Raw genomic sequence first — 23,769 nt, forward strand, 5'->3', positions numbered from 1 at the left:
CAGTAGTTTATTTAGAATTATTAAAAATAATTTGAAATACTGTGTTAAAATACGTTACATTTGCATCTGTTTAGAATCATTTTAAATAGATGTGCCTTTTTGTGCGCTTTTATTCTCACTTATGAAAAAGCTCTATTGGACTAATTTTATTTTATTTTACACAATTGCAGTTGCGCATGCACAGTCGATATACATCCGGGGAAAGATCACTGATGGTAATAAGAAAGTCCTATTGGGAAGTACCGTTATTTTGGATCAGTTAGGATTCTCCAGTATGAGCGATGGGCGTGGTGAATATCGTTTAACCATCCCTAAAGAGCAGTATGGCAAACTTGTTACGCTATCGGTTTCCTACATTGGTAAGAAAAAGGTTGAAAGGACAGTCCTGTTAGATTCGATGCAAAAGATTGAAAATTTTTTGTTGCAAGATATGAGTCTTGCTCTTGAAGAAGTTGGGGTACAGGCGAAGAGAGGGGAGTTGAGCAACTCATCACTCGTATTTGATCGCGAAATGATTGAACGTTATCCGGCGCTAAGTTTAAACGATCTGCTGAACCGATTGCCAAACCGGAAGAATACAGCCCCTTCTGTGCAGGAGATGCAAAATCTGACGCTGAGAGGTGCTTTTAGTGAGACTACAGGACGATCGCGAGACGCGAATGAACTGAATAACTCCTTTGGTGTCGCTATCATAATGGATGACATGGTTTTGGGTAACAATGGTAATATGCAAGGGCGGAACGCTGGAATATTTGGCATGTCTTCCGCAACGAATGCAATTAGACCTTCAGATTATGGTTTAACCGGTCGACCGACAACGGGAAAATTCTATTCTGGAGAAAATGTGTTTAGCGGTCTGGATCTGCGTCAGATTCCGATAGAAAATATCGAACATTTGGAAGTTATTTCTGGCGTAGCACCGGCACGCTATGGCGATTTATCAAATGGTGCCGTTATTATCGAAAGGCAGGCTGGCAAGACTCCGGCTTTTTTTAGGCTTCAAGTGCGGAGCAATGCAACTTCATATGGTCTGTCTAAGGGAATGCAGCTCGGAAAAAAGCTTGGGACAATTAATGTGGATTTAGGTTATGTGCAGTCTTACGCAGACAATAGAGATAAGCTGAAACAATACGACCGCGTAAACGGAACTTTGATATGGACAAACTATTTTGGCGCAGATAAGCGTCTGAAACAAACCTTCTCAGGCTCTTACAATAAAGTTATTGATCAGGTCCGAAAAGATCCAGATGACCCACTCTCGAATGCCATTTCTTTTGGCGGCCGGGGTTGGAATGCTGCTAGCCGAACCAGTTACAAATTGGACCATAAATTCCTTAAAAGCATTAGTCTCAATGCAGGAATAAGTTCAACACTGCAGAAAACCTATCGGGAGTATTACTATAATGGTGCAGTCGTGCTTTATACCGATTCTGTGCAAACTGGAATTGTAGAAGGACAATATGCACCTGGTCAGTATACTGCGCTAGATCATGTGGATAATAGACCATTGAATTTAAATGCCCGATTGGAAGGAAATGCCATCGCAATTACCGGCGATATTATCCACAAAATAAACTTTGGAAGTAACTATAGTTATGACATCAACCGTGGAAAGGGGCGAATTGCAGATCCTTCTATTCCCAAAAAGGATCTTGGAGCGAGATCGGATAGGTATTATGATTTTTCATTAACAAACGCTTTGCAAAACCTGGGCTTGTATGCGGAGGATGCTATGCGGACAAAAGTATGGGGAAGGGATCTTAGCATGCGGGCGGGCGTTCGCTGGGATCTTATGAATGGTCACTCTTCCATCTCTCCAAGAACCAACATCAATTATTCACTTTCTAAATCAACTCAGATTGGGCTAGCATACGGCTTATCCTTCAAATCTCCTGGATTAGCACAACTATATCCCGGGCCTACTTTTGATGAAATTATATTGCTCAACTCTTATAATGGTAAGGTTGACGAAAGTATGGCATTGATTTACTTGCGGCGTTATGAAAAAGATAATAGCAATCTCAAAAGTAGTGTAGGGCAAACGCTGGAATCATCGTTTTCATGGCATAAGAATGGGCATCAGCTACGTACGAATCTTTTCTATAAAAAAAATACGCGCGGAATCAACACGGTTACGGCTGATCAACTCATTGACTTGCCTACCTATTCGGCTACTGCGGTGCCCGGGGGTAAACCAATAGTTGAACAGACGGGGACGAGAAGCTATTTAATGTCCAATCTGTACTTTGCCAATAGTAATAAATCGTCCAATATTGGTGCGGAAGTCATGTATTCTACACCTAGAATTCAACAGATTATGACAACTTTCTCCGCTACTGCCGCATTTACCCTAGCCAATTCTAGTTCCAGTGCGCTGAGCCGTTTGAATTTTAATGCCGAAAAGACAGCGTTAGATGACGTTATCCTTGGATTTTTTCCGTCCAAATCTACCAAGAACTATTTAAGTCGAGCGCAGTTACGAAGTTCAACTCATTTTCCGGCTTTGCGTTTGATTATTGAACTGAGTGCAGACTGTGAATTATTAAACTACAATAAATCTAATTACCGAGATATTATTCCTGTAGGATATTATACACGTGATTATACGTATCATACCATTGATCAATTTGATATAAACAATCCGAAGCATCTCGAATTATACACAGCAAGGAAAAATGAAGCTGACTTGGTAAATATTGAAAACAACTACGTCTACTGGAACTTTGGTCTCAATATGGCCAAGGAAATAGGCAAGAATATTTACCTGTCATTTAACGTCTATAATTTTCTGGATTACCAACCGCGCTTTTATAGGGAAGGAGCTTCTTCAGTGCAAGCCCCAAATTCATCTCCCAACTATGGCGCCCAACTGACTTATAAATTTTAACATAAAAACTAAACACAATGAAAACTCGTTACTTAATTCCTTTTCTCTTTTTACCTTTTATCTCCTGTAAAAAAGATAATACACCCGGTGTACAACCGCTGGATATTAAGCTGAATTTAAAATATGCTTCTGAAAATTTTAATACCAAGTTGGACTTAAGCAAGGTTATTGTTAAGATAACCAATCTGGCAACAAAAACCAGTGCTACATATTCTTCGTCCCAAGGTGTGGTCAACCTGACTTCTATTATACCGGGTGAATATGATATTGATGCTTCTATTACGATACCCAAAGCGCAATACAACAGTTTGACAGGAGAATCAAGTATTGAAGACGTGACATTCAATGCTTCGCTGAAAAAAATCAGTTTAACCAGTTCTACGACTTTGGATATGGAATTGGTTGCAGGTCTATTGGGCGACTTTGTCATCAAGCAGATTTACTATGCGGGTTCTGATAATAAAGAAGGAGCGGTATTCAGGGATCAGTTTTTTGAAGTTTACAATAATACAGAACGTGTTTTATATGCCGATAGTCTTTACTTTGGCCGGTTATGGGGAAGGCAATCTCCGACCAGTCATTCCGATTACTATCAATCCAATGGCCAATTGGATTGGAGTAAATCTTCAGGAATGGGCGGCTACGAATCAGAAAATACAGACTATGTTTACTTAAGAGATTTATTTATGATTCCTGGCAATGGAAAGACCTATCCAGTCGAACCTGGTAAAAGCATTGTAATTGCGCAAAATGCGCTAAACCATAAAGCACCGTTTGTTGGTAATAATGGAAAAGAAGTAGCCATCAAGAATCCGGATCTTACAGTAGATCTGAGTAAAGCTAATTTTGAGGTTTATTTTGGAGATATCCCTGGCAAAACTCCTTTTGCAACAGATATTGACAATCCGGCTGTTCCCAATGTGGAGATATTGGATTATACGGGGAATGACTGGATATTGGATAATTTAGGGCGGGATGCTTATGTTATTTTTAAGCACGCGAATCGTTCAGATGTGGAGAATTTGAAGAGCTATGCGGAACCGTCCATCAGTGTTCCGACTTCCACCGCAAAAAAATACAGACAGTTACCTGTCGGTTGGATTATGGATGCCGTAGAAGTACAGCCAAACACCAAGGACGCGAGAATTCCTAAAAAATTGACGGCGTCACAGGATGCAGGTTTTACTTTCGCACCATTAGGTGGCTATTCATCGCAATCTGTAATTCGCAAAACCGAAAAAACGAACAATGGAGTTCGTAAATTAAAAGATACAAATAATTCCACAGAAGATTTTATCGCGATAAAAGCAAATCCATTTGGATTTGGTGATTAATGAAAAACGGTTATTCCCAATACCAGCTTTTTCGTTGGAAAGCTGGTATTTTATAAAAAATACCTGAATGAAAAGTGTGAGATACATCATGTTATTTTGGGTGGCTTTCTTAGCCCACCACGCTGTCTTCGGGCAGAGTACGTCTAATTCTTTAGATTCAACAGCAGCTTTGACCTATTGGTATCAGCCATCATTTGTAATAATGCATGATATGGCCATACGAAATAGGGTATGGATTCCTGAGGAAATCAAAAATAGATCTTCTCTATTTGGTATTCGGCACAGCAGGGGGCAAGGGGACTTTAAGGCGGCGCAAGGAACTGATGGGCTCATTCAATCCCAATTGTATACGGAAGGGAAGACCGATTGGCGCAAAACTAGCTTTTGGGGAAGATTTTCATATGACCGCTCCGCAGAAGACAGTACTGCTTTGCGCCATCAGTCACGATGGAATGTCGATGCGCCATTGTATTTTGGTTCGCTGCGAAAAAATAAATACAGTCGAGAGACCTATAAGCTCGATGCGGGAATCCAAAGAGCATTCTTCGATGCTAAGCTCCCGATTTCCCTGGGCATCGATTATCGATTAGGCTCTCACTACTCCAATAATGATCCCAGAGGCGATATCAAAGATATGAACCTGCAGTTTGAATTGAGTGTTGGTCACAATCTGCCAACATTTTCTTATCATATTGCTGGTATTTGGGGATATGGTTCTGAACGGGTCAACGTGGGCTATAAAAATGACAAGTATACAACCAATACAGAAGACCCATTGTATGTCAATTGGATGATGAACGGTTTTGGAAGTGCGAGTGAGCGACTAAAAGAGATCAATTACAACGATATTATTCACCGTAAAGGCGTCGGCGCGCATATCTTCCTGAAACCCAATGATAGGAATAAGATCTATTTTAATAGTCGCTATCTAAATGAAGAACAATCATTCAGACGAAATGATAACTCAAAACAGACCTATTTGTCCTTAAATGATTATAAAAAAGATATCGGATCAATCGATTTTTTATGGAGCCGGCAGATGCATCGTAAGCGATTGCTAAGAGTAGCGCTGCAGGGACAAATTGAAAATGGACAGGATTTTAATTATAGTTATCTAGCAAATAACTACACCTATCGTCGGCATGAAATTTCGTTTAAAACTCAATTAGCCGTACATCAGTATTTGTTTGAAGGCCATGCTGGTATGTATAAGACCGAGAAAAAAGATGGTGTTAGTGGTAACCAAATGGAATTTGATCAAGTTAAACTGGGACTGGGACTGAATCGAACATTCCGGCTCGGCCAGTCGGCCGATATAATAGGAACAATCGCCTATACTAAACAATGGTCACCAAGCCATAATCTCTACGTATCTGAGTTGAATACAGGGGATTTTGGGAAGCAGATACTGTATCAAGATTATCTTTACGACACCGCTCCACGTAATAGCTGGAATATGTCCTGGGTATGGGGCACGCATCATGCAAAGAACAATTGGAGCATACAGCTCCAGATGGATTATCAGTGTAGGGGTAATTTGGTGCCGATAGACTATACGTTGTCAAGTGTACCGGGTAAAAATTGGTTTCTGGGTAAATTGGGGGTTTCTTATATATTTTAAAATAGTTATCGTACTTGTTTATAAGCATAATTAAGAGAGAATGAAAAAGCAGTTTTGTGTATTGGCCACTATTGTTGGTTTTGTGGGTTTGCTTTCTATGAAAGATCAACAGCAAGCCTTTGATGATGAGATACAGCTTTATTATCGACGGCCGGTGAGCGAATGGCCAAAACCAACAATTGATGTAGGGGCTCATTGGAATGAATTTAAGTCTCTACCCAAGATCGATACCGGTTATTTTTCTTTAATGGAAAAGCCTGATGTGAAGTTGGGGAAATATCTTTTTTTTGACCCCATTCTATCGGGAAGCAATCAAATATCCTGTAGTAGCTGCCACAACCCCCAGACTTCCTGGGCTGACAAGCTTACCGTACCAGTTGGTAATGATCATCTTGAAGGCACGCGTAATACGCCATCTTTGCTCAATGTGTATGCACGCAAGGAATTGTTTTGGGACGGTCGTGCTGGTTCATTGGAGGAACAAGCGTTGGGTCCTATTGAAGCTCATCATGAAATGGATATGGAATTGACAAAACTGATTCCCAAGCTAAAGGCCATCCCCGGATACAACAAATTGTTTGTGGATGCTTTCGGGGAAACCGATTATTCGATGTCGGAGGTACTGAAAGCCTTGAGTGCTTTTCAACGGACATTAACAAGTAGAAGAAGCCGTTTTGACGAGTTTTTAGATGGCAATTATAAAGTGTTGTCTGATCAGGAAGTGCGCGGTCTTCATTTATTTCGCACCAAAGCGCGCTGTATGAATTGTCATAATGGTCAATTTTTTACCGATGATCTGTATCACAATATTGGTCTCACCTATTACAAACGGAAATATCAGGACCTGGGACGATACGAGATTACAAAGGATCCTGCTGATGTAGGACGTTTCCGTACACCATCCCTACGTGACGTGATGAATACCGATCCGTGGATGCACAACGGATTGTTTTGGAATATGACCGGTCTGTTGAATATGTACAATAGTGGTATGCAGATGAATTCCGCTACTGCTGAGCAGAAAGCAAAAGATCCACTTTATCCTGTAACTGATCCATTGATGCAACCCCTAAATCTGACAAAAGATGAAATAAAAGATATTGAGGCCTTTTTGCACGCCATCACAGGGACTTCTTATCGTATGCGCCGTCCCGAAAGTTTACCGAGATAGATGACAGCCGAACAATCGTGAAGCTGTGTTTGCATACTGTTCGACATGCTATATTGAGAGTGGGGCAACTTCAGGATAGCTTCTTGCACAAAAAAGGTTATCCAGCTATTGGATAACCAATGTTTTAAACAGATACTGGTAGGGTGTTTATTTTTCCAAATATCGTGAATTCTAGTGACTTATAAAGAAATTTTAAAAAGATGGACGTTTCTCTTTCTTTTAAATACGGCCAAGAGGTTAATATATGGTTACACTTTTCTTACTTCTCCTGTAAAAAAATAACCTGTATAGCCCATTTTATTCCGACTAATTTGTATCTTAATAAGCTGTATAGCCATCCGCAATTTCTTGTTTTAAGGCCTTAAATTGGGTTGTTAACTTGTTGGTCGTATTGGCTTAGAATCGCTATCAAAGGAATATTGCGACAGTTTTAAAAATAAGGAGAAAATACGAAATGAAAAAAATTATCGTCATTGCTATGTACTGTGTTGTGTTGTTTATGTCGTGTAACAATGGCGGTGGAGATAGGGAAAATGATGAGGTTGCTGAGGTTGCTCATAGCGGAATAGCCTCGGTCGTAAAATCATACTTTCTCTACCATGAAATAAAAAATGTAGACTATGCTATCTATATCAATGATGTATTGGCAGGACAATCTCACGAAAATACTGGTATTCCGGGGCCTTATAAGCTAAATCCGTATATAACTTCATCGGGCAAGCAATTTGTAAAAATGATCATATCTGCCAACAGTCGAGAAAAAGAGATTACCCCAGAAATATTAAGAGAAATAGGTAAGAACGCAGGTATATATTTACTTCTAAATAAAGATTTTGAACATATTAGGGAACTCAAAAAACTGCAATTTCCACACATTGATAAGCCTGTTCCTTCCTATGAATATAGATGGGAATTTGAAGCGGAGTAGTCTTAGTTTTATGCTAGGTTTATATTATTATTTGATTGATCAGTAGAAAGGTATCATCGTCAAACATACTATTTTGATCTGCTTAAGTGTTGTATCGGCCATCAGAAACGGTGTAATGACACCATTCCACACTGGTCCAACTGTATGAATTACATATTTAGCGGCTAGCTTGCCTGCAGTTGTGATGACGGCTTCACCTACCTTGCAGCCTCCTTGTTTAGCCACAATGTTACGGCATCCTTCCAGAATTTCCGGCCCACCGCAGCGATGAATAGTAACTACGGTTATTTTGTTGTTACTATGTGACGTTGGATTGATCTTAACTCAAATATATGAAAAAATAATTAGCAGGTTTAATTGGGGTATCGCAGGATAGCCGTTGTATTCAATGCCTCGCTTTAAAAAAATGAAAATAATATTGCGTAGTTACATAACTACATTTATATTTGTAGTCAAATAGCTACATAATAAAGAACGGTCAGTAAAAGAGCTGCTTTATTTTGGGTGGCAAAGATAATACCGGGTGTTGAAGATAGGAGAGGTGGCTAGAAATGTAAAGTAATTAACAGGATAATAAATAAATCAACGCATTATGAAAAGAAATCGGATAATTTATTGGATAGCAACCATATGGTTGGCTGTAGGGTTATTGTCAACTGCTATCATACAGATTTTTAAAATTCAAACAGAAGGAGCAGGTGGGATACAAAATATAGACCATTTGGGATATCCGAGTTATATACTTCCTTTACTAGGAATCTGGAAACTATTAGCTGTGGTTGCCTTGCTTTGGCCTAAAAGACCACTTTGGAAAGAATGGGCATATGCGGGTATTTTCTTTACGGCTACTGGTGCCTTGTATTCGCATATTGCATCGGGAGATTCTTTCGCTTTAATGGCTCCGGCACTATTATACATTATTCTAATTGCTACTTCTTGGTATTTCAGACCAGCCGATAGGAAATTCGATTAGAAATTGTGTTGAAATCTGTGATGAATTTAATGAGTTACCCGAAAATATGTACTGGGTGAAAAATCCATCAGGGACAGTATTTAACTTGCTTTAACCTTTACTCTTCAGGTGAAATATAGTGATCTCCGGTAGTATCCCAACTCGGCTTGGATAATCTAGATAACCGAAGCCAACATTTACGTACAGTGCCTGATGCTTTTCACGGTACAGGCCTGCCCATTCGCGGTAAGCATATTTGACCGGACTCCACTGATAATTCGGGTTGTTATAGCCGAATTGTCCCCCATGCGTATGCCCGCTGAAAGTGACGTCGATTGTGGGATATTGGGTAGGATCTCTGCGCGCCAATGGGAGGGATCGTGTGAAAGCATCAAATTGATAGGCGAGGATTTATCTACTTTAGACATGGCCAGATCGATATTCCCATAATGATAAGTCGCGCTATTTCGATAGGTCGATAACACTGTAGCAAGGTTACTGTCGTGAATTGTGGGGTTTCCAACATTTTTGACAGTTCCTCAGGAGGCTTGCTATCAAAAATAAATGCATTAAGTGCTGTTGGTGGAGCCTGTATTTTTTCAAAATATTTTTTGCGCAATCGTGTTAAGCCAGTATGTTCTTTATGAGCATACGCAACGATCGGGTTAAATAATGCATTTTGCTGTTCGGTCGTTAAGGTCGAATCCGTTATTTTACTTCCTATTTCAGTAATAAACTTCAAAAATTCCTTTTGCGTCTTTTCCTTTTGATTCCTCAGTTGGCGATCAAAACTCTGTCCTGTACAAGTGAGTGCCATTAATACGAAAAGTACAGTTGACAGCGCTATTTTTGAATATATCATGTGCTGATAGATTTTATCTCAATGTTAGTTGCAAAGATCGTCCTTTTACTTAACATGCATATCATCTAAAATGTTTATGCTAAAGTTAGCTTAAATAACGAAGGAATATTAATTTATTACAAACGATCTTTGGTTAGAAGCTGTTTGGTTTTTAGAGACATTTGGATTGGGCAATTCCAATCCATTCGTACCGGGTCAGGGAAATTTAAACCATTATGGACAATAAAAATAAGGAACAAATGACGACAGCATATTTGCAAATTGTGTTAAAAATGAATTCTTCCAATAGGGGGGAATTGACAAGTACATATAATAAGTTCAAAGATTTATTTCGAGAACAAATAAAAGGAGCGAAAACACAAGAGCTACTCTTCAGCGATGAGGATATACAGCTCTTATATGGCTTTGATACTTATGAAGATGCTGAGGCCTTTTTGTCAACAGAATTATACAATAATATCATCCTCGTTGCACTAAAGCCACTAATAAGCAATAATCCTGAGATTAAAATATACCATGTGGCATAAAGATAGCGTAGGCAATGCCTTCATATGTAGATGACCTTATATTAATATATAATGAAAATAGAGTTTCCAGAATTGTTACTGCGCGAAGTCGCTCAAAATCTCAAAGATGCTAAAGATCGTATTGCCGTTGCTGAAAGTGTGACAGCGGGATTGTTGCAGTTAGCCTGTTCACAGATGGAGGGAGCAATGGAAGTTTTCGCTGGGGGAGTGACCACCTATACGATTAATGCTAAGATAAAAATACTAAAGGTAGATGCAAAGGAAGCCGAAAGATGCGACTGCGTATCTCCGAAAATTACCGAAGAAATGGCACTTGCAGTAAGCAACCTGTTTGGTACAACATGGGCTATTGCCACAACCGGATATGCAACAGCCGTGCCCGAATCAGCTGGTAAATTGTTCGCCTATATTTCAATTGCTGAAAAGGACAAGATTATATCTACCGAAAAAATTGAACTTCAATCGAGCGTCAAAATGGAAGAAGCGCAGGCCATTTATACCATAAAGGCATTCGAAACTTTAAATAGGCTATTACGACTAAATAGGGTGAGTAAAAAGTCAAGCCAATCCGTTTGAGAACTGATTATCCGAAAGGCTGTTGAATTGGATGGGATGTACATAAAATAGTAAAAAGGAAGGGCTGTCCACGTTAATCACTGCCCTGAAAAGTTAGACTCCTCGGACAGCCCTTTAACTTTATGCTTCTCTTTTCAAATCAAAAGAGAGGTATTTTTCATAATCAATTAAAGATCTCACCGGTGTTGTTACTCCATTTAGAAGCTCGATATACATTTTTGCTACGTTTTTCCATACAGTTTGTTCTCCGTAGCTGCGTGCTTTGAAACGATGCCAAGCGAGTAGTCGATGGGAGGTATACAATAATTTGATGTTGCCACGCATGGATTCTATGTCGTTAAACGGAGTGAGAATGCCACGATCATCTTTCAATAGATCTTTGGCATGCCAGTAAGGAGTGGAGATAACTGCAGCTCCCGCGCCTACTGCAAAAGATAAGGTTCCACTGCTTATTTGTTGTTCGTGAGGGTATGGGGATAAGTATATATCGCATGCTGTCAGATACTCTTTAAGTTCTTCATCCGTTAAGAATTTATCAATAAAAACAACTTTATCCTGTAAACCTAGTTGATCAACTAAATTTTGAAGTTCGAATCGGTAAGATTCACCTTCATGGGCAAGCACATTGGGGTGTGTTTTTCCAACAATCAAGTATTTGAATCCAGGAAGATCGATACCCGACAGGGATTTTATGGCATATTCAAGCCCTTTACTTCTTCCGATTAAACCAAAAGTCATCATCACAAAGTTTTGCTGTAAATTCAACCTGTACTTGGCTAACCCCTGATTATAGTCAAACTGCGGCACGCCATGCGGTATAACTTTAATTTTATCCGTAAGAGCCGAATCAAATTGCTCCTTTAACAATTCTACTCCTTTTGGCGATAAGCTGACAACCACCTGAGATTTTTCCAGAAGTAATTCCATAATTTCTTTCTGCTGCAATGAAGGGGTTTGCAGAATAGTATGAAATACGGTTAATAATGGTATAGTAAGATTGTTGGCGATTTGTGTGATGAAAATACCGTCGGCACCACCAAATATTCCAAATTCATGTTGCACAATACAATAATCATATTCCTCATTGATGATACGAGCTGCTTGATGATAACTATCAAGTCGATCCCGAAAGATGACAAAGCGTACAGATTCATTAAAATCCTCTAATCCATGTTTAGATAAAGCGATGATGTCAATTTGTACAGTAGGATCGAATTCCATACCTTGTTTAAGGTCTTTCGTAAAAGTTGCTAACCCACATTCTTGAGGCGGACAAGTACTGATGATTGCTATTTTTTTCATACGATTTAACCCTCCTTTACTGTATTTTGTACTTCTTCAACTGGAAGATCCAAAATGGCCATTAGCAATAAATAGTAGCCTTTTTCCAAACCTATTTTTTTTGCTTTCTTTTCAATATTTTCCATATCCGTACGCTATTTGAGTGTAAATTCTTTTGATGTAATTGAAACAAAATTTATACCTAAAGGATGTTTATGAAGCTTTAACCGTAGTTTTTGAATAGAAATAGCGTAGGGTAGCTAAGGAACTTCCGAAAAATACAGGTTAAATACGTATTTATAGCGTTGGAGAAATGAATTTATCGTCGTATCACTTAAATAGTCATTTAATCCCATACAAATTTCATAAATAAGTGCTGTTTTGCTAAAGATGTTCAATTTTCCTCGCTTAAATTTTTCTTAGCAGTTTCAAACAATAAAGAGGTTCCTTTGGTTGTTTATTTAAGTTAAAAATGAGTTCATGAAAATAGCTACCTATAATATTAATGGTATCAATGCGCGTCTACCAGTCTTGCTTCGCTGGTTGGCCGAAGAATCGCCTGATGTTGTATGCCTCCAGGAGTTGAAATCTCCGCAGGAACGTTTTCCACTGAAAGAAATTAATGCCATCGGATATCATGCCGTTTGGCACGGTCAAAAAAGCTGGAATGGGGTTGCGGTTCTTTCTAAATATGAGATCGAAGAAATCTCTAGAGCGCTTCCAGGTGATGCCGAAGATGTTCAAAGCCGTTATTTGGAGGTTATGATCCAGCAAGTCGCGATTTGCTGTCTTTATCTTCCCAATGGGAACCCATTTCCCGGGCCCAAATTTGAGTATAAATTGACGTGGATTGAGCGCTTAGCTAAGCGGGCCAAAACGTTGCTTAGTATGGATATTCCAGCGATACTCATCGGCGATTTTAACATTATTCCAACTGAAATGGATACCTATAAACCTGAAAAATATGTCGACGATGCATTGTTCAGAAAGGAGGTTAAAGAGGCTTTCAGTCAACTTCTTGAAGCGGGCTGGCAGGATGCGATTCGTCAGCTTTTTCCGGATCAGCAGGTGTATACGTTCTGGGATTACTTTCGTCAGGCTTATAGTCGAAATGCCGGTTTGCGTATAGATCATATCCTATTAAGCCCTTCAATTCAGAATCGTTTGATTGAAGGCGGTATTGATCGCCATGTTCGCGGCTGGGAAAAGAGCAGCGATCATGCCCCTACATGGATTCGGTTACGGAATAGCAGCAACAATGGCTAAAAAGATAAATACCAGTGCTGGATTGTTATTGTATAAATTTGAGGCGCTAGAAATTTATTTTTTCTTAGTACATCCTGGTGGCCCCTATTTTACGAAAAAAGATGAAGGCTCTTGGACAATCCCTAAGGGAGAAATCGATTTGTATGAAGATGAACTTGAAGCAGCCAAAAGGGAATTTATTGAAGAGACAGGCTATCTTCCCAGCGGAAATTTTATTGCGCTACAAGCTATTCAACAGAAAGGAGGAAAAATAGTTAAGTGCTGGGCAATTGAAGGAGATATAGATCCTGCTGATCTGGTAAGCAATACCTTTGAAATGGAATGGCCGCCGAAATCCGGAAAAATGCAAACTTATCCAGAAGTAGATCGCGGAGGTTGGTTTACATTTGCGGAAGCTAGGAAGAAAATAAACGAACGGCAGATTTCTTTTTTGGAGCAAGTGATTGCTCATGAGAAATGTTAATTTTTTCAACATCATTTTATTGTGCAAGTGCTACCTAGTAGACCTCATTGCTTTAACTTTCGCTGTATTATCATCCGCTACAAACTTCTGATAAATTGCTGTTTCCATTCCATATAGAGCGATCTTGCCTTCACTATTACTATGAATCCCATACCCATAGGTTTTTGTAAGCGGGGAAGCTCGCAGGCAAGCTTGTCCTCTTGAGAAAAAAACTGCTCTTGCTTCGGGATACTCATCTGGCGTTAGATCCCTTCTTTCCGCATAGACTTGGAAAATAATATCGTCAGATGTATACTGATAAGGTGCAGAGGCGATTAATTCATATTGTCGTTCAGCAACGGTTTTATTGCTTTTTGATGGTGGAATGGTGCCCTTAACTACTTTGGTATCTGCAGCAGCTTCAATCAATGTGTTAAAATAATTGGTTGAATGTGTTTTCATAATTTTCATCTTTCTTTAATCAATGGAGCCGTAAGGATAACAACAAAAATAATAGGATATCTTACGATTTGAAAGTGAATCGCAAAATATCCTATAATTTATTGATTATTATGCTCGTATGTTCTAGAGCGCAGCTTTAATAGCGGCTAAACAATCCGATTGGTATTTCATGATGTTATCTTTATCCGAAGCAGATATTTTTCCGTCAGCAAGACTTTTTTCGATCTCGTTTTTAATATCTAACAGTGATTTCTCTTTATCCAACGCTTGATCTGCAGACTCTGCATTGATGCGATCCACCCAAGTTTTACCTAATTTTGTATAAAGCTCCTTGGCTTTATCATTGGAAAGGACAGGGGCTGTCACTGAAGCAATGGCTGCATTAGCCGCCGCTTTATCGGAATAAACAACGGCTTCTGCATCTTTCGTCGCAGCATCTTCGGAAGTTTTCATTGCCTCTTCATTGGCGTCGGCTGCTTTTTCCTCCGCATGCTCCATCTTCTCAGCCGCCTTTTCCTGCGGTGTTTGATTATTACACGAAACTAAAATCGCTGCGGTAGCTAGTGAAGCAAGTAATGTTTTGTTTGAAATCATAATATTTATTTATTTAGTGATAATGTTTAAATAACAAGATTTATTTGTAAATAGTTTTAATTTTTATTTTTTTATAGTTTAATATATCCCCTATATTAATGATATATTGCTAACTGCTTTTGCATGGTCTTTCGAATAAAATGAATGCGTGTTTTAATAGTACCTTCAGGCATCTGCATATATTCAGCGATTTCATGATATTTATAACCTTCTAGAAACATGTTGAAAATTTCATAATTATCTTCGGAAAGCTGACGCAATGCTTTTTGGATATCATCCTGGATAAATTTGCTGCTGCTTAAATTTGTTGAAACAGAATCCGCACTGGCTAAAGCTGCATACTCATGGTGATAGTTCTCAGTACGTTTTGTTTTTCTGTAATGGTTAATATAAATGTTGCGCATAATCACATACAACCATGAGCCCACCTTAGGATTATGTATAAGCTTTTCGATGGATTTTAATGCATTAACCATGGTGTCCTGTATAAGATCATTTTTAATCTCCGGATCTGAAGTAAATTGCGAAGCGAAATTTTTGAGTAGGCTTCTTTTTTCTTTAAAAAATGAGTTTATCTCGATGTGCTGCATGTTGTTATTTTCTAAATTTTACGGCTATTATAGAACAACAACAGTGCAGATTTTAGTCAAAATGCTGCGTGTTGGAACGCTGATACGATCTTTAGGTAAATATTACGGAAGATGTAATTTATACTTAATATTGGTTATAACTGCTCATTATCAGTATGTTATATTCACTGTGTGAGTCGCGCCAACATAATCGGCTAAGGATTTAAAACCGTATTAAATTTTTGCGATTGGAATTTTCTCGGTAATGCCTCAAAGTACACGTTATTTATACGCTTATCTCAGGTATTTCATTAAAAGACGAAGCCATCACTTGTTATACTAATGTGCGTTCATGAAGGGAGAGCGTACTGTTAGATTCCTAATCTGTGTAAAAAGCTGGAGAATCTCTATGTTTGGGGCTACATAGGCATCAACAAACTGTTGACATCGCTTCGCTTCTTTTAGCTGAGTTTGATCCACAAGAACAATAACGATCAGGTTTGGATAGCGATTATTTAGAAGCGAAAAGAAAAGGGCGGTATCTTTAAATACCAAACGATAATCGAGCAGCAGCAATTCAGGCTTTTCATGAATGAGAGAATTGCTGCTAATAGATTCAAGAGATGCTGCTTCTAGTACAACCCTTGCTGGACTTTGTATATGTTCAGAAAAAAGGATGCGATAGGCAAACAACTGCTTTCTTAAACTCGTAATAATACCGATATTGATTTTTTCCATAACGAACGATATTGTTGTTGTTTACAAGCCTGCAGTATCTATATTTCATTGCTCCTTTATTGGGGTGTGGTTGAAATAATATTTGCGGAATGGCATTTTAAACTTGCGCCAAAACTCCTTTCCGCCTTCTCAATTTCTTTTTCACTCACAATTTTTCGAAGCGACTGACTTGAAAATCGGTTTTTGTTCTTGGTATAACAAATTTCAATTCCCTCTGAAATACAATAATCTCTGCCTGAAAAATCAACCATCTTATAGTCTTCCCCTATAAAGAATTTGTGGACAGGTAGTGACTGAAGCATATCTGTAATGTCGTGATCCGATTCAAAAGGGATGATTTCATCAACAAACTGACAGCCTTCCAATTTGATGAATCTTTCGACCATGGTCTGAGCCGTGTCATGGCCATCAGCTTCCTGTACATTTGAATCAGTTTTAAGTCCCACAATGAGATAATCACACTGACTCTTCGCTTCCTGTAGCGCAACGATATGGCCTACATGCAACATGTCAAATACGCCGAAAATAATACCTATAATCATATTTTTACTATTAGTTTATGCATTTATGCGCTTTAACGCGTAATTAGCCCCATCGTTTATACTGACTACGGCGCCCTTACTAGTGTTTTCCTTCGATGCAATTATTCTTCGCAAAGACGAACTCGAGAACCTGTTTTCCCGTCTATTGAAATAAAGTCGTATCCCTTTTTCTTCGCAATACTGTCTGCCTGTAAATGCCTTATCCATATATTCATCACCCAAAATGCGAACATGTATTTTGTATGAACGTAAAACATCTTCTAGGTCCTGCTCAGTAGCGTAAGGGATAATCATATCCACATGTTTACATGCCTTTAATTGCATATAGCGTTCAAATACCGATTGTGTCGGCTTGTTTTTTTCTGGACGATCCAGCGTTGGATCTGTCTGCAGACCGCAAATCAGAAAGTCGCACTGTTCTTTGGCATCTTCGAGCATCTTAATGTGACCTGCATGAAGCAGATCAAAAGCGGAAAACGTAATTCCTATTTTTTTCATATTATAATAATTTAAACTGCAATTATTGAAGAAGTACAGGTAGAACGCAGCTCAGAAAGATTCGTTTTAATTTTAAATTATTTTTTTGCCTTATTATTTTCAACACCCTTCCATCTCATTTCAACTTCCCTTTTTTGAAAAACGATTGAACTAAAATGGCTGGCTGGCGTTCTGAACTAAAATGAAATCCAGCACTATGCAGACGAATAGAAATGTATCCATTAATAAGCCAAATACAACCTACAGAATTCAATTTCATAAAGCGTTTAACTTTGCTGATTTTAAAGCCATAATTCCTTACCTGCTTAATCTAGGTATAGATACGATTTATGCTGCACCTATTTTACAATCAACGCCGGGGAGTGTCCATGGCTATGACGGTGTTAATATGCATCAGATAAATCCAGAATTAGGTACACTCGACGAGCTCAGGGCTATTAAGAAACAATTAAGAGAATCCAATATCAAATGGATTCAGGATATCGTTCCAAATCACATGGCATTTCATCCAGCGAACGAATGGCTCATGGATTTGCTGGAATTTGGACAGTCATCAACATTTAGCCGTTTTTTTGATACCTGCTATAGTTCTAATTTATTTGAGCAGGGAAAATTAATGGTACCTATATTAGCAAAGACTTTGGATGAAGCAATATCAGACAATGAAATTACAGTCGTTTCTTCCGATGATAGTCTTCGACTTTCTTATCAAGGAAATGTTTATCCAATTTCACCAGAATCTTATGGCTTTATATTGGGCGATTATTTACGGGACACACAAGCCGATTTTAGCGGCCTTTTGGTTCAGATAAATACCGCTCAAGCCAATGGAGATAACGAAGAGTGGAAGCAGTTGCGAATACACATCTTTAAAGGTCTCTCAGGCGAGATACTTACGTCTACGCTGCAACGCTTTAATGCGGATCCCGATCGTATTCTTGAATTGGTAACTAGTCAGAATTATGAGCTTTGTCCTTGGTGGCATACACATCAACGAATAAATTATAGACGTTTTTTTACGGTCAACGAACTAATTTGTTTAAATGTGCAGGACGAAGAAGTATTCAAGCAGTCTCATGAGCTAATCAAAACACTCGTTGACGAGGGGCTGATTGATGGACTCCGCATTGATCATATCGATGGACTTTATAATCCCACAGCCTACCTCTACAATTTGAGAAAATATATCGGTCCGAAAACGTATATCGTCGCTGAAAAGATACTGGAGAAAGGAGAGAAGCTCCCGATCGACTGGCCTATACAGGGAACAACGGGCTATGATTTTTTATCAGTTTGTAATAATGTATGTTCCTGCCAGTCGGGAAAGAAAATATTGAATAACTATTATCGCAAAGTTACTGGCGAAAACTTATCAATTAAAATAGATCAATATGCAAAAAAATGTAAGATTCTTACAGATCAGATGCAGGGAGAGCTCGACAATCTTGCCAAATCGTTAGCATCACTTCTGGGTGTTGTTGACCAAGAGAAGCGGGATGCGCTAAAGGACATTTTAAAGTCCTTTATTGCACTTTTTCCGGTCTATCGGCTTTATGATGATTGCTTTCCATTGTCAATAACGAACTTCGAACTTGTGTCTTCACTTTTTGAAAAGTTGATGAAGAACCCCGAGCTCGACCAAGAGCTGGTCGATCAATTTCGAAATCAGTTTCAGCAAGCGCAGGTAGCTTATCAATCGCCGAACCAAACTGCTTTGGCCGATTTCTTTCTCCGCTGCATGCAATTGACTGGGCCAGTAATGGCAAAAGGGGTGGAAGATACCTTGATGTACACCTACAACCGGTTTATTGGACATAATGAAGTGGGTGACCATCCACAGAATTTAGGGCTTAGTATCAAGCAATTTCACCGATTTATGCAGGATCGGCAAAAAGATTGGCCACTGTCAATCAACGCCAGTTCAACGCACGACACCAAGCGGGGGGAGGATTCACGGAGCCGTCTTTTGGTCCTGACTGCTATGGCGCAAAAGTGGGTAAAACAACTGCGCATTTGGCAGGATGTGGTCTGGAATGAATATCGAAAGGACATTCCGCACCCAAATGATGAATATTTCATCTACCAGTCTTTGGTCTCCTCTTATCCAATGGAGAAACAGGATGCGAAGGCAAATACAGCATCATTTGAAGAACGTTTTTTGGACTACTTGGTTAAATACCTTCGCGAAGGTAAAGAACGCTCAAGCTGGGAGAATCCAAATTTAGTTTATGAAGCTTCAGTTCGGGACTTCGCTTCTTTTTTGCTGGACAAAGACCGTCCTTTTTTTACGAGCTTTTATCAATTTATTGAGGCAGTCGCTGATTATGGGATATTGAATTCACTTATTCAGCAAATTTTAAAGTTTACTTGTCCTGGTATACCCGATATCTATCAGGGATCAGAACTTTGGAACTATAGCTTTGTTGATCCCGACAACCGACGACCTATAGCTTATGAATTAAATAAAGGTCTCCTCGACACTATCGAAGAGACAGCCAAAGAAGAGCGAATTCCATTTTTATGGCGAAATAGACACGATGGAAGAATAAAACTTTGGTTGGTAAAGGAATTGGTGAAACTGAGAAAGGACGATCATACACTTGCACCGGATAGCAGCTATATTCCACTGAAGGTGACTGGTCGATATCGGAAACATATATTGGCTTTCGCACGTAGGTCAGGGGATGAGTGGTTAGTGGTGATTTTACCGCTACATCTTGCCGCTATTGGTAAAATCGCAAAATTTGTGCCCTGTTCATTTGATTGGTCCGATACAAAAGTTCAGCTTTTAACTCATCGTTCAGTGACTTGGCAGCATGTTTTGATGGATAGCAGTGGCGAAGGCACAGAAATTCCTATCAATGCTATTTTTAAGGATCTTCCCATGGCGATCTTAAAATATAAAGATTCCACTCAGAAAAGGAGTTCCGGTGTATTGTTGCATATAAGCTCATTACCGTCACCTTATGGGATCGGAGATCTCGGGAATGAAGCTCGCCGTTTTGTTAAACAGCTCCAACGTGGAGGCCAAAGCTGGTGGCAGATCCTTCCATTGGGGCCTACAGACTTAGCACAATGTTATTCGCCTTATAGCACCTTAAGCAGCAGGGCTGGAAATCCCTTACTCATCGATTTAAAGGAATTATTAAAATTTGGCTTGCTGAATAAGGATGAATTGAAGACCTTGAAAAAGAAGGGCTTGCAAACAATAGATTTCGCGGAAATAAACAGCTCAAAATATCGGCTCCTTGAAAAGGCATTCCATCGTCTTCCAGCGCAGCCTACGCAAGAATTTTCCGAGTTTGTAGACCGCGAATCTTCCTGGCTTGATGATTATGCACTCTTCAAAGTTTTGAAAAATAGACATGACGATCGTCCATGGTATCAATGGCCAGCGCTTTATAAGCTTCGCGATAGCGCAGCGCTGGAAGATTTCGCCACTCGATTTGCAGATGAATTGCAACAGGAAAAATGGTTTCAGTTCCTATTTTTTAGGCAATGGAGTGCGTTAAGAAACTATGCGCGTGATTATGGGATTAGGTTTATAGGCGATATCCCATTTTATGTTGCCTATGATTCTGCCGATGTGTGGGTCAATCCGCAGTACTTTTCATTAAAAGCAGACGGTACTATAAATCATGTTGCGGGGGTACCACCCGATTACTTCAACGCCGACGGTCAATTATGGGGTATGCCAACCTATAATTGGAGCTCACTTCAAAAAGATGGTTATCAATGGTGGGTGGAACGTTTGTCACATAACTGTACGCTATTCGATACGTTACGGCTTGACCATTTCCGAGCATTTTCTTCCTATTGGGAAGTGCCCCATGAAGAAACTTCCGCAAAAAATGGAAGCTGGGTTGTAGGGCCTGGATCGGATTTTTTTGATCATGTGAAAACTTCGTTGGATCATATGCCTTTTATCGCCGAAGATCTTGGTGACATAGACGCTAAGGTATATCAGCTACGTAATGAATATAATTTTCCGGGAATGGCCGTATTACAATTTGCTTTTGGCAACGATATGCCCCATTCACCTCATATCCCGCATCAATATAACCGCAATACTGTCGCCTATACGGGCACCCACGACAATAATACTTCGCTGTCTTGGTTTAATCAAGATCTCGATGGAGCGGGCAAAGAAAGGATCAATAATTACTATGGGCAAATCGTTGAAAATACAAATCTAAATGATGTCCTCATACGTTCACTCCACGCATCCGTTGCAGACAGCGTTATTATCGCGATGCAAGATATCCTGAATCTTGATGGATCTTGCCGCATGAACCGTCCCGCCAGCACAGCTGGCAATTGGGTATGGCGTATGCAAAAAGGGGCATTTGCAGCAAACCACCAGGAGAAATTAGCTTACTACACGAAATTATACAACCGTTAAACATACAGATGGAAACAAAAATTTATACCGGAAGCCCTTATCCATTAGGAGCTACTTACGATGGGGAAGGGGTTAACTTTGCCCTTTTCTCCGAACATGCTGAAGCTGTTGAACTTTGCCTCTATACTAGTTCCGATGAGGAGGAAGTCACAAAATTTAAAATAACCGAGAAGACGCACCAAGTGTGGCATATCTATCTCTCGGGAATTAAGCCAGGACAACGCTACGGCTATCGGGTATATGGTCCGCACGATCCATCGCAAGGACACCGTTTTAACCCCCATAAATTGTTGATTGATCCGTATGCAAAAGCAATATCAGGTACTGTACAATGGGATGATGCGCTATTTGCATACACTATTGGAGACGATGATATGAGTTTAGATACAACAGACAGCGCTCCTTTTGTTCCCAAAGCTGTTGTTATTGATAACAAATTTGATTGGGGGAACGACAGTCCGCCGCGGGTACCGATGCATCAGAGTGTGATTTACGAAACCCACGTAAAAGGTTTTACAGCGACACATCCTGACATTCCCGAAGAAATAAGAGGAACCTATGCTGCTTTGGCACATCCTGTTGCTATAAATTACCTGAAAGAACTGGGTATTACTGCCGTCGAATTGTTGCCGATCCATCATTTTTTGACTGACCGTCATTTAAAGGACAAAGGACTCACTAACTACTGGGGATACAATAGCATCGGTTTTTTTGCTCCCGATGTGCGCTATTCCGCTTCAGGTACACATGGTGAGCAGGTTATGGAATTTAAAAAAATGGTCAAGGCCTTACATGATGCCGGTATCGAAGTGATCCTCGATGTTGTCTACAACCATACCGGCGAAGGTAACGAAATGGGGCCAACACTGTCTTTTAGAGGGATTGATAATGCTTCTTATTATCGCTTGGCGGAAGATCCACGGTATTATATGGATTTTACCGGAACTGGCAATACCTTAAATACACGTCAACCCAATGTATTACGTCTGATTATGGACAGTCTGCGCTATTGGGTTGAGGAAATGCATGTTGACGGGTTCCGCTTTGATTTGGCATCAGCATTGGCACGGGAGTTACACGAGGTCGATAAATTAAGTTCATTCTTTGACGTTATTCATCAAGATCCGGTGATTTCACAGGTCAAACTCATTGCAGAGCCTTGGGATATCGGAGAAGGGGGCTACCAAGTTGGCGAATTTCCTGCTGGCTGGGCCGAATGGAATGGAAAATACCGTGATTGCATCCGCGATTATTGGATCGGGGCAGACAGTATGATTGCTGAATTTGCCAATCGCCTTACAGGATCCTCCGATTTGTATAGGGGGGATAATCGAACACCTTCGGCCAGTGTTAATTTTATTACGGCCCACGATGGATTTACACTTCATGACCTTGTATCGTATAACGATAAGCACAACGAAGCCAATGGCGAGGATAATCAAGATGGTGAAAGTCACAATCGCTCCTGGAACTGCGGGGTCGAAGGACCTACAGAGGATGCTACAGTTAATAGCCTAAGACAAAAACAAAAACGAAATATGCTGGTGACCTTGTTCCTGTCGCAAGGTGTGCCTATGCTCGTCGCTGGCGATGAACTGGGCAGAACACAGCAAGGCAACAATAATGCGTATTGCCAGGACAATGAGATCTCTTGGCTGGACTGGACCAGCGTGGATGGAACTTTATTGGATTTTACTAAAAAATTAATTCATTTTCGCCGTGAACACCCTGTATTCTGCCGCCGCAAATGGTTTCAAGGTATACCTATTCGTGGTACGGGTGTCGAGGATATCGTATGGTTTCTCCCAGATGCATCTGAGATGGACGATCATCATTGGCAGGAGGATTATGCCCGTTCCCTTGCTGTATTTCTCAATGGTCAGGGAATTCGATCGGTAGACATCGCTGGTAATAAAATAGTGGATGCCAATTTTTACCTCTTATTTAATGCTCATTGGGAAGATGTCGCCTATAAACTCCCTAGTGAAATCTATGGGGCTTCCTGGAATAAGATCATAGATACGAATAGCGATAGGATAGGTGATTTTGGGGAGTTTCCAGCTGGGGATACGGTTTTAGTTCCCTCGCGCTCGATTCTTTTATTTCAATCACAATAG

General features: G+C 39.9%; 21 protein-coding genes and 1 pseudogene. 12 read left to right on the top strand and 10 right to left on the bottom strand.

Translation table 11 applies throughout. The features are described from left to right. Positions 1-121: 121 nt before the first annotated feature. The 5 genes from B4Z90_RS14175 (at position 122) to B4Z90_RS14195 (ending at position 7,941) form a co-directional block, all read left to right on the top strand. Positions 122-2,887, top strand: coding sequence for a TonB-dependent receptor (locus tag B4Z90_RS14175; protein ID WP_159332928.1), 2,766 nt, complete (start codon positions 122-124; stop codon positions 2,885-2,887). A gap of 17 nt (positions 2,888-2,904) precedes the next feature. Next, positions 2,905-4,221, top strand: a complete 1,317-nt coding sequence (locus tag B4Z90_RS14180; RefSeq protein WP_159332929.1) for a DUF4876 domain-containing protein — start codon at positions 2,905-2,907, stop codon at positions 4,219-4,221. Between the two features lie 67 nt (positions 4,222-4,288). Next, positions 4,289-5,842, top strand: coding sequence for a DUF6850 family outer membrane beta-barrel protein (locus B4Z90_RS14185; RefSeq protein WP_159332930.1), 1,554 nt, complete (start codon positions 4,289-4,291; stop codon positions 5,840-5,842). Between the two features lie 40 nt (positions 5,843-5,882). Next, positions 5,883-7,013 carry a cytochrome-c peroxidase gene (locus B4Z90_RS14190; RefSeq protein ID WP_159332931.1) on the top strand — a complete coding sequence of 377 codons (1,131 nt, stop codon included), beginning with the start codon at positions 5,883-5,885 and terminating at the stop codon, positions 7,011-7,013. A 454-nt stretch (positions 7,014-7,467) separates the two neighbouring features. Further along, positions 7,468-7,941: a hypothetical protein gene (locus tag B4Z90_RS14195; RefSeq protein ID WP_159332932.1), complete on the top strand. Its 474-nt coding sequence runs from the start codon at positions 7,468-7,470 to the stop codon at positions 7,939-7,941. Between the two features lie 39 nt (positions 7,942-7,980). Here B4Z90_RS14195 and B4Z90_RS14200 read toward each other — a convergent pair whose 3' ends face one another. Further along, positions 7,981-8,259, bottom strand: coding sequence for a macro domain-containing protein (locus B4Z90_RS14200; RefSeq protein ID WP_084823322.1), 279 nt, complete (start codon positions 8,257-8,259; stop codon positions 7,981-7,983). A 274-nt stretch (positions 8,260-8,533) separates the two neighbouring features. On the opposite strand from B4Z90_RS14200, the gene B4Z90_RS14205 reads away from it, so the two are divergent. Then, complete coding sequence (locus B4Z90_RS14205; RefSeq protein WP_236560186.1) at positions 8,534-8,914, top strand: DoxX family protein; 381 nt, start codon at positions 8,534-8,536, stop codon at positions 8,912-8,914. A gap of 90 nt (positions 8,915-9,004) precedes the next feature. Here the strand turns inward: B4Z90_RS14205 and B4Z90_RS14210 are convergent. After that, a pseudogene (locus B4Z90_RS14210) lies at positions 9,005-9,342 on the bottom strand (metallophosphoesterase); the annotation flags it as partial. Continuing rightward, on the bottom strand, positions 9,309-9,755 hold the full coding sequence (locus B4Z90_RS14215) for a hypothetical protein (protein ID WP_159332933.1): 447 nt from the start codon (positions 9,753-9,755) through the stop codon (positions 9,309-9,311). The pseudogene B4Z90_RS14210 and the gene B4Z90_RS14215, both read right to left, overlap by 34 nt. Positions 9,756-9,970: 215 nt before the next feature. Here B4Z90_RS14215 and B4Z90_RS14220 point away from each other — a divergent pair, with 215 nt between their 5' ends. Together B4Z90_RS14220 and B4Z90_RS14225 are read left to right on the top strand one after the other, a co-directional pair. Beyond that, positions 9,971-10,282, top strand: coding sequence for a hypothetical protein (locus tag B4Z90_RS14220; RefSeq protein ID WP_053003998.1), 312 nt, complete (start codon positions 9,971-9,973; stop codon positions 10,280-10,282). A 51-nt stretch (positions 10,283-10,333) separates the two neighbouring features. Continuing rightward, complete coding sequence (locus B4Z90_RS14225) at positions 10,334-10,858, top strand: CinA family protein (protein ID WP_083295736.1); 525 nt, start codon at positions 10,334-10,336, stop codon at positions 10,856-10,858. Between the two features lie 120 nt (positions 10,859-10,978). Here B4Z90_RS14225 and B4Z90_RS14230 read toward each other — a convergent pair whose 3' ends face one another. Next, entirely contained in the window at positions 10,979-12,160 is a 1,182-nt protein-coding gene (locus B4Z90_RS14230) for a glycosyltransferase (RefSeq protein WP_115048573.1), read from the bottom strand. A gap of 459 nt (positions 12,161-12,619) precedes the next feature. On the opposite strand from B4Z90_RS14230, the gene xth reads away from it, so the two are divergent. Both xth and B4Z90_RS14240 read left to right on the top strand, forming a co-directional pair. After that, the gene (gene xth / locus B4Z90_RS14235) at positions 12,620-13,405 is read left to right on the top strand and encodes an exodeoxyribonuclease III (protein WP_286802575.1); all 786 of its coding nucleotides are present in this window, start codon (positions 12,620-12,622) and stop codon (positions 13,403-13,405) included. Beyond that, positions 13,398-13,868: an NUDIX domain-containing protein gene (locus B4Z90_RS14240; RefSeq protein WP_112374725.1), complete on the top strand. Its 471-nt coding sequence runs from the start codon at positions 13,398-13,400 to the stop codon at positions 13,866-13,868. The genes xth and B4Z90_RS14240 overlap by 8 nt, the downstream gene beginning before the upstream one ends. Positions 13,869-13,898: 30 nt before the next feature. Here B4Z90_RS14240 and B4Z90_RS14245 read toward each other — a convergent pair whose 3' ends face one another. The 6 genes from B4Z90_RS14245 to B4Z90_RS14270 all read right to left on the bottom strand — a co-directional run bounded on the left by B4Z90_RS14245 (position 13,899) and on the right by B4Z90_RS14270 (position 17,250). Beyond that, entirely contained in the window at positions 13,899-14,309 is a 411-nt protein-coding gene (locus B4Z90_RS14245; RefSeq protein ID WP_112374835.1) for a DUF6157 family protein, read from the bottom strand. A 123-nt stretch (positions 14,310-14,432) separates the two neighbouring features. Further along, positions 14,433-14,903 carry a hypothetical protein gene (locus tag B4Z90_RS14250; RefSeq protein ID WP_046676283.1) on the bottom strand — a complete coding sequence of 157 codons (471 nt, stop codon included), beginning with the start codon at positions 14,901-14,903 and terminating at the stop codon, positions 14,433-14,435. A 95-nt stretch (positions 14,904-14,998) separates the two neighbouring features. Continuing rightward, the gene (locus B4Z90_RS14255) at positions 14,999-15,493 is read right to left on the bottom strand and encodes an RNA polymerase sigma factor (RefSeq protein WP_046676284.1); all 495 of its coding nucleotides are present in this window, start codon (positions 15,491-15,493) and stop codon (positions 14,999-15,001) included. Positions 15,494-15,811: 318 nt separating this feature from the next. Further along, on the bottom strand, positions 15,812-16,210 hold the full coding sequence (locus B4Z90_RS14260) for a hypothetical protein (RefSeq protein WP_112374726.1): 399 nt from the start codon (positions 16,208-16,210) through the stop codon (positions 15,812-15,814). A 56-nt stretch (positions 16,211-16,266) separates the two neighbouring features. After that, positions 16,267-16,752: an adenylyltransferase/cytidyltransferase family protein gene (locus B4Z90_RS14265; RefSeq protein WP_070560786.1), complete on the bottom strand. Its 486-nt coding sequence runs from the start codon at positions 16,750-16,752 to the stop codon at positions 16,267-16,269. 15 nt (positions 16,753-16,767) lie between these two features. Further along, complete coding sequence (locus tag B4Z90_RS14270) at positions 16,768-17,250, bottom strand: adenylyltransferase/cytidyltransferase family protein (protein WP_046676287.1); 483 nt, start codon at positions 17,248-17,250, stop codon at positions 16,768-16,770. A gap of 196 nt (positions 17,251-17,446) precedes the next feature. On the opposite strand from B4Z90_RS14270, the gene treY reads away from it, so the two are divergent. Both treY and glgX read left to right on the top strand, forming a co-directional pair. Continuing rightward, positions 17,447-21,652 carry a malto-oligosyltrehalose synthase gene (treY, locus tag B4Z90_RS14275; protein ID WP_286802578.1) on the top strand — a complete coding sequence of 1,402 codons (4,206 nt, stop codon included), beginning with the start codon at positions 17,447-17,449 and terminating at the stop codon, positions 21,650-21,652. An 8-nt stretch (positions 21,653-21,660) separates the two neighbouring features. Then, positions 21,661-23,769 (top strand): glycogen debranching protein GlgX, encoded by a 2,109-nt coding sequence (gene glgX / locus B4Z90_RS14280; RefSeq protein WP_286802581.1) that lies wholly within the window; start codon positions 21,661-21,663, stop codon positions 23,767-23,769.

It is taken from the genome of Sphingobacterium sp. UBA5639 (assembly GCF_002421245.1).
In the GTDB taxonomy this organism is placed as follows: Bacteria; Bacteroidota; Bacteroidia; order Sphingobacteriales; family Sphingobacteriaceae; genus Sphingobacterium; species Sphingobacterium multivorum.

What these genes read in the sequence shown, in the direction of transcription:
- treY (WP_286802578.1), top strand. Translation starts at nt 17,447, where the DNA reads ATGCAGACGAATAGAAATGTATCCATTAATAAGCCAAATACAACCTAC.
- B4Z90_RS14230 (WP_115048573.1), bottom strand. Translation starts at nt 12,160, where the DNA reads ATGAAAAAAATAGCAATCATCAGTACTTGTCCGCCTCAAGAATGTGGG.
- B4Z90_RS14190 (WP_159332931.1), top strand. Translation starts at nt 5,883, where the DNA reads ATGAAAAAGCAGTTTTGTGTATTGGCCACTATTGTTGGTTTTGTGGGT.
- xth (WP_286802575.1), top strand. Translation starts at nt 12,620, where the DNA reads ATGAAAATAGCTACCTATAATATTAATGGTATCAATGCGCGTCTACCA.
- B4Z90_RS14205 (WP_236560186.1), top strand. Translation starts at nt 8,534, where the DNA reads ATGAAAAGAAATCGGATAATTTATTGGATAGCAACCATATGGTTGGCT.
- B4Z90_RS14260 (WP_112374726.1), bottom strand. Translation starts at nt 16,210, where the DNA reads ATGGAAAAAATCAATATCGGTATTATTACGAGTTTAAGAAAGCAGTTG.
- B4Z90_RS14175 (WP_159332928.1), top strand. Translation starts at nt 122, where the DNA reads ATGAAAAAGCTCTATTGGACTAATTTTATTTTATTTTACACAATTGCA.
- B4Z90_RS14255 (WP_046676284.1), bottom strand. Translation starts at nt 15,493, where the DNA reads ATGCAGCACATCGAGATAAACTCATTTTTTAAAGAAAAAAGAAGCCTA.
- B4Z90_RS14250 (WP_046676283.1), bottom strand. Translation starts at nt 14,903, where the DNA reads ATGATTTCAAACAAAACATTACTTGCTTCACTAGCTACCGCAGCGATT.
- B4Z90_RS14220 (WP_053003998.1), top strand. Translation starts at nt 9,971, where the DNA reads ATGGACAATAAAAATAAGGAACAAATGACGACAGCATATTTGCAAATT.
- B4Z90_RS14215 (WP_159332933.1), bottom strand. Translation starts at nt 9,755, where the DNA reads ATGATATATTCAAAAATAGCGCTGTCAACTGTACTTTTCGTATTAATG.
- B4Z90_RS14225 (WP_083295736.1), top strand. Translation starts at nt 10,334, where the DNA reads ATGAAAATAGAGTTTCCAGAATTGTTACTGCGCGAAGTCGCTCAAAAT.
- glgX (WP_286802581.1), top strand. Translation starts at nt 21,661, where the DNA reads ATGGAAACAAAAATTTATACCGGAAGCCCTTATCCATTAGGAGCTACT.
- B4Z90_RS14270 (WP_046676287.1), bottom strand. Translation starts at nt 17,250, where the DNA reads ATGAAAAAAATAGGAATTACGTTTTCCGCTTTTGATCTGCTTCATGCA.
- B4Z90_RS14245 (WP_112374835.1), bottom strand. Translation starts at nt 14,309, where the DNA reads ATGAAAACACATTCAACCAATTATTTTAACACATTGATTGAAGCTGCT.
- B4Z90_RS14240 (WP_112374725.1), top strand. Translation starts at nt 13,398, where the DNA reads ATGGCTAAAAAGATAAATACCAGTGCTGGATTGTTATTGTATAAATTT.
- B4Z90_RS14195 (WP_159332932.1), top strand. Translation starts at nt 7,468, where the DNA reads ATGAAAAAAATTATCGTCATTGCTATGTACTGTGTTGTGTTGTTTATG.
- B4Z90_RS14265 (WP_070560786.1), bottom strand. Translation starts at nt 16,752, where the DNA reads ATGATTATAGGTATTATTTTCGGCGTATTTGACATGTTGCATGTAGGC.
- B4Z90_RS14185 (WP_159332930.1), top strand. Translation starts at nt 4,289, where the DNA reads ATGAAAAGTGTGAGATACATCATGTTATTTTGGGTGGCTTTCTTAGCC.
- B4Z90_RS14180 (WP_159332929.1), top strand. Translation starts at nt 2,905, where the DNA reads ATGAAAACTCGTTACTTAATTCCTTTTCTCTTTTTACCTTTTATCTCC.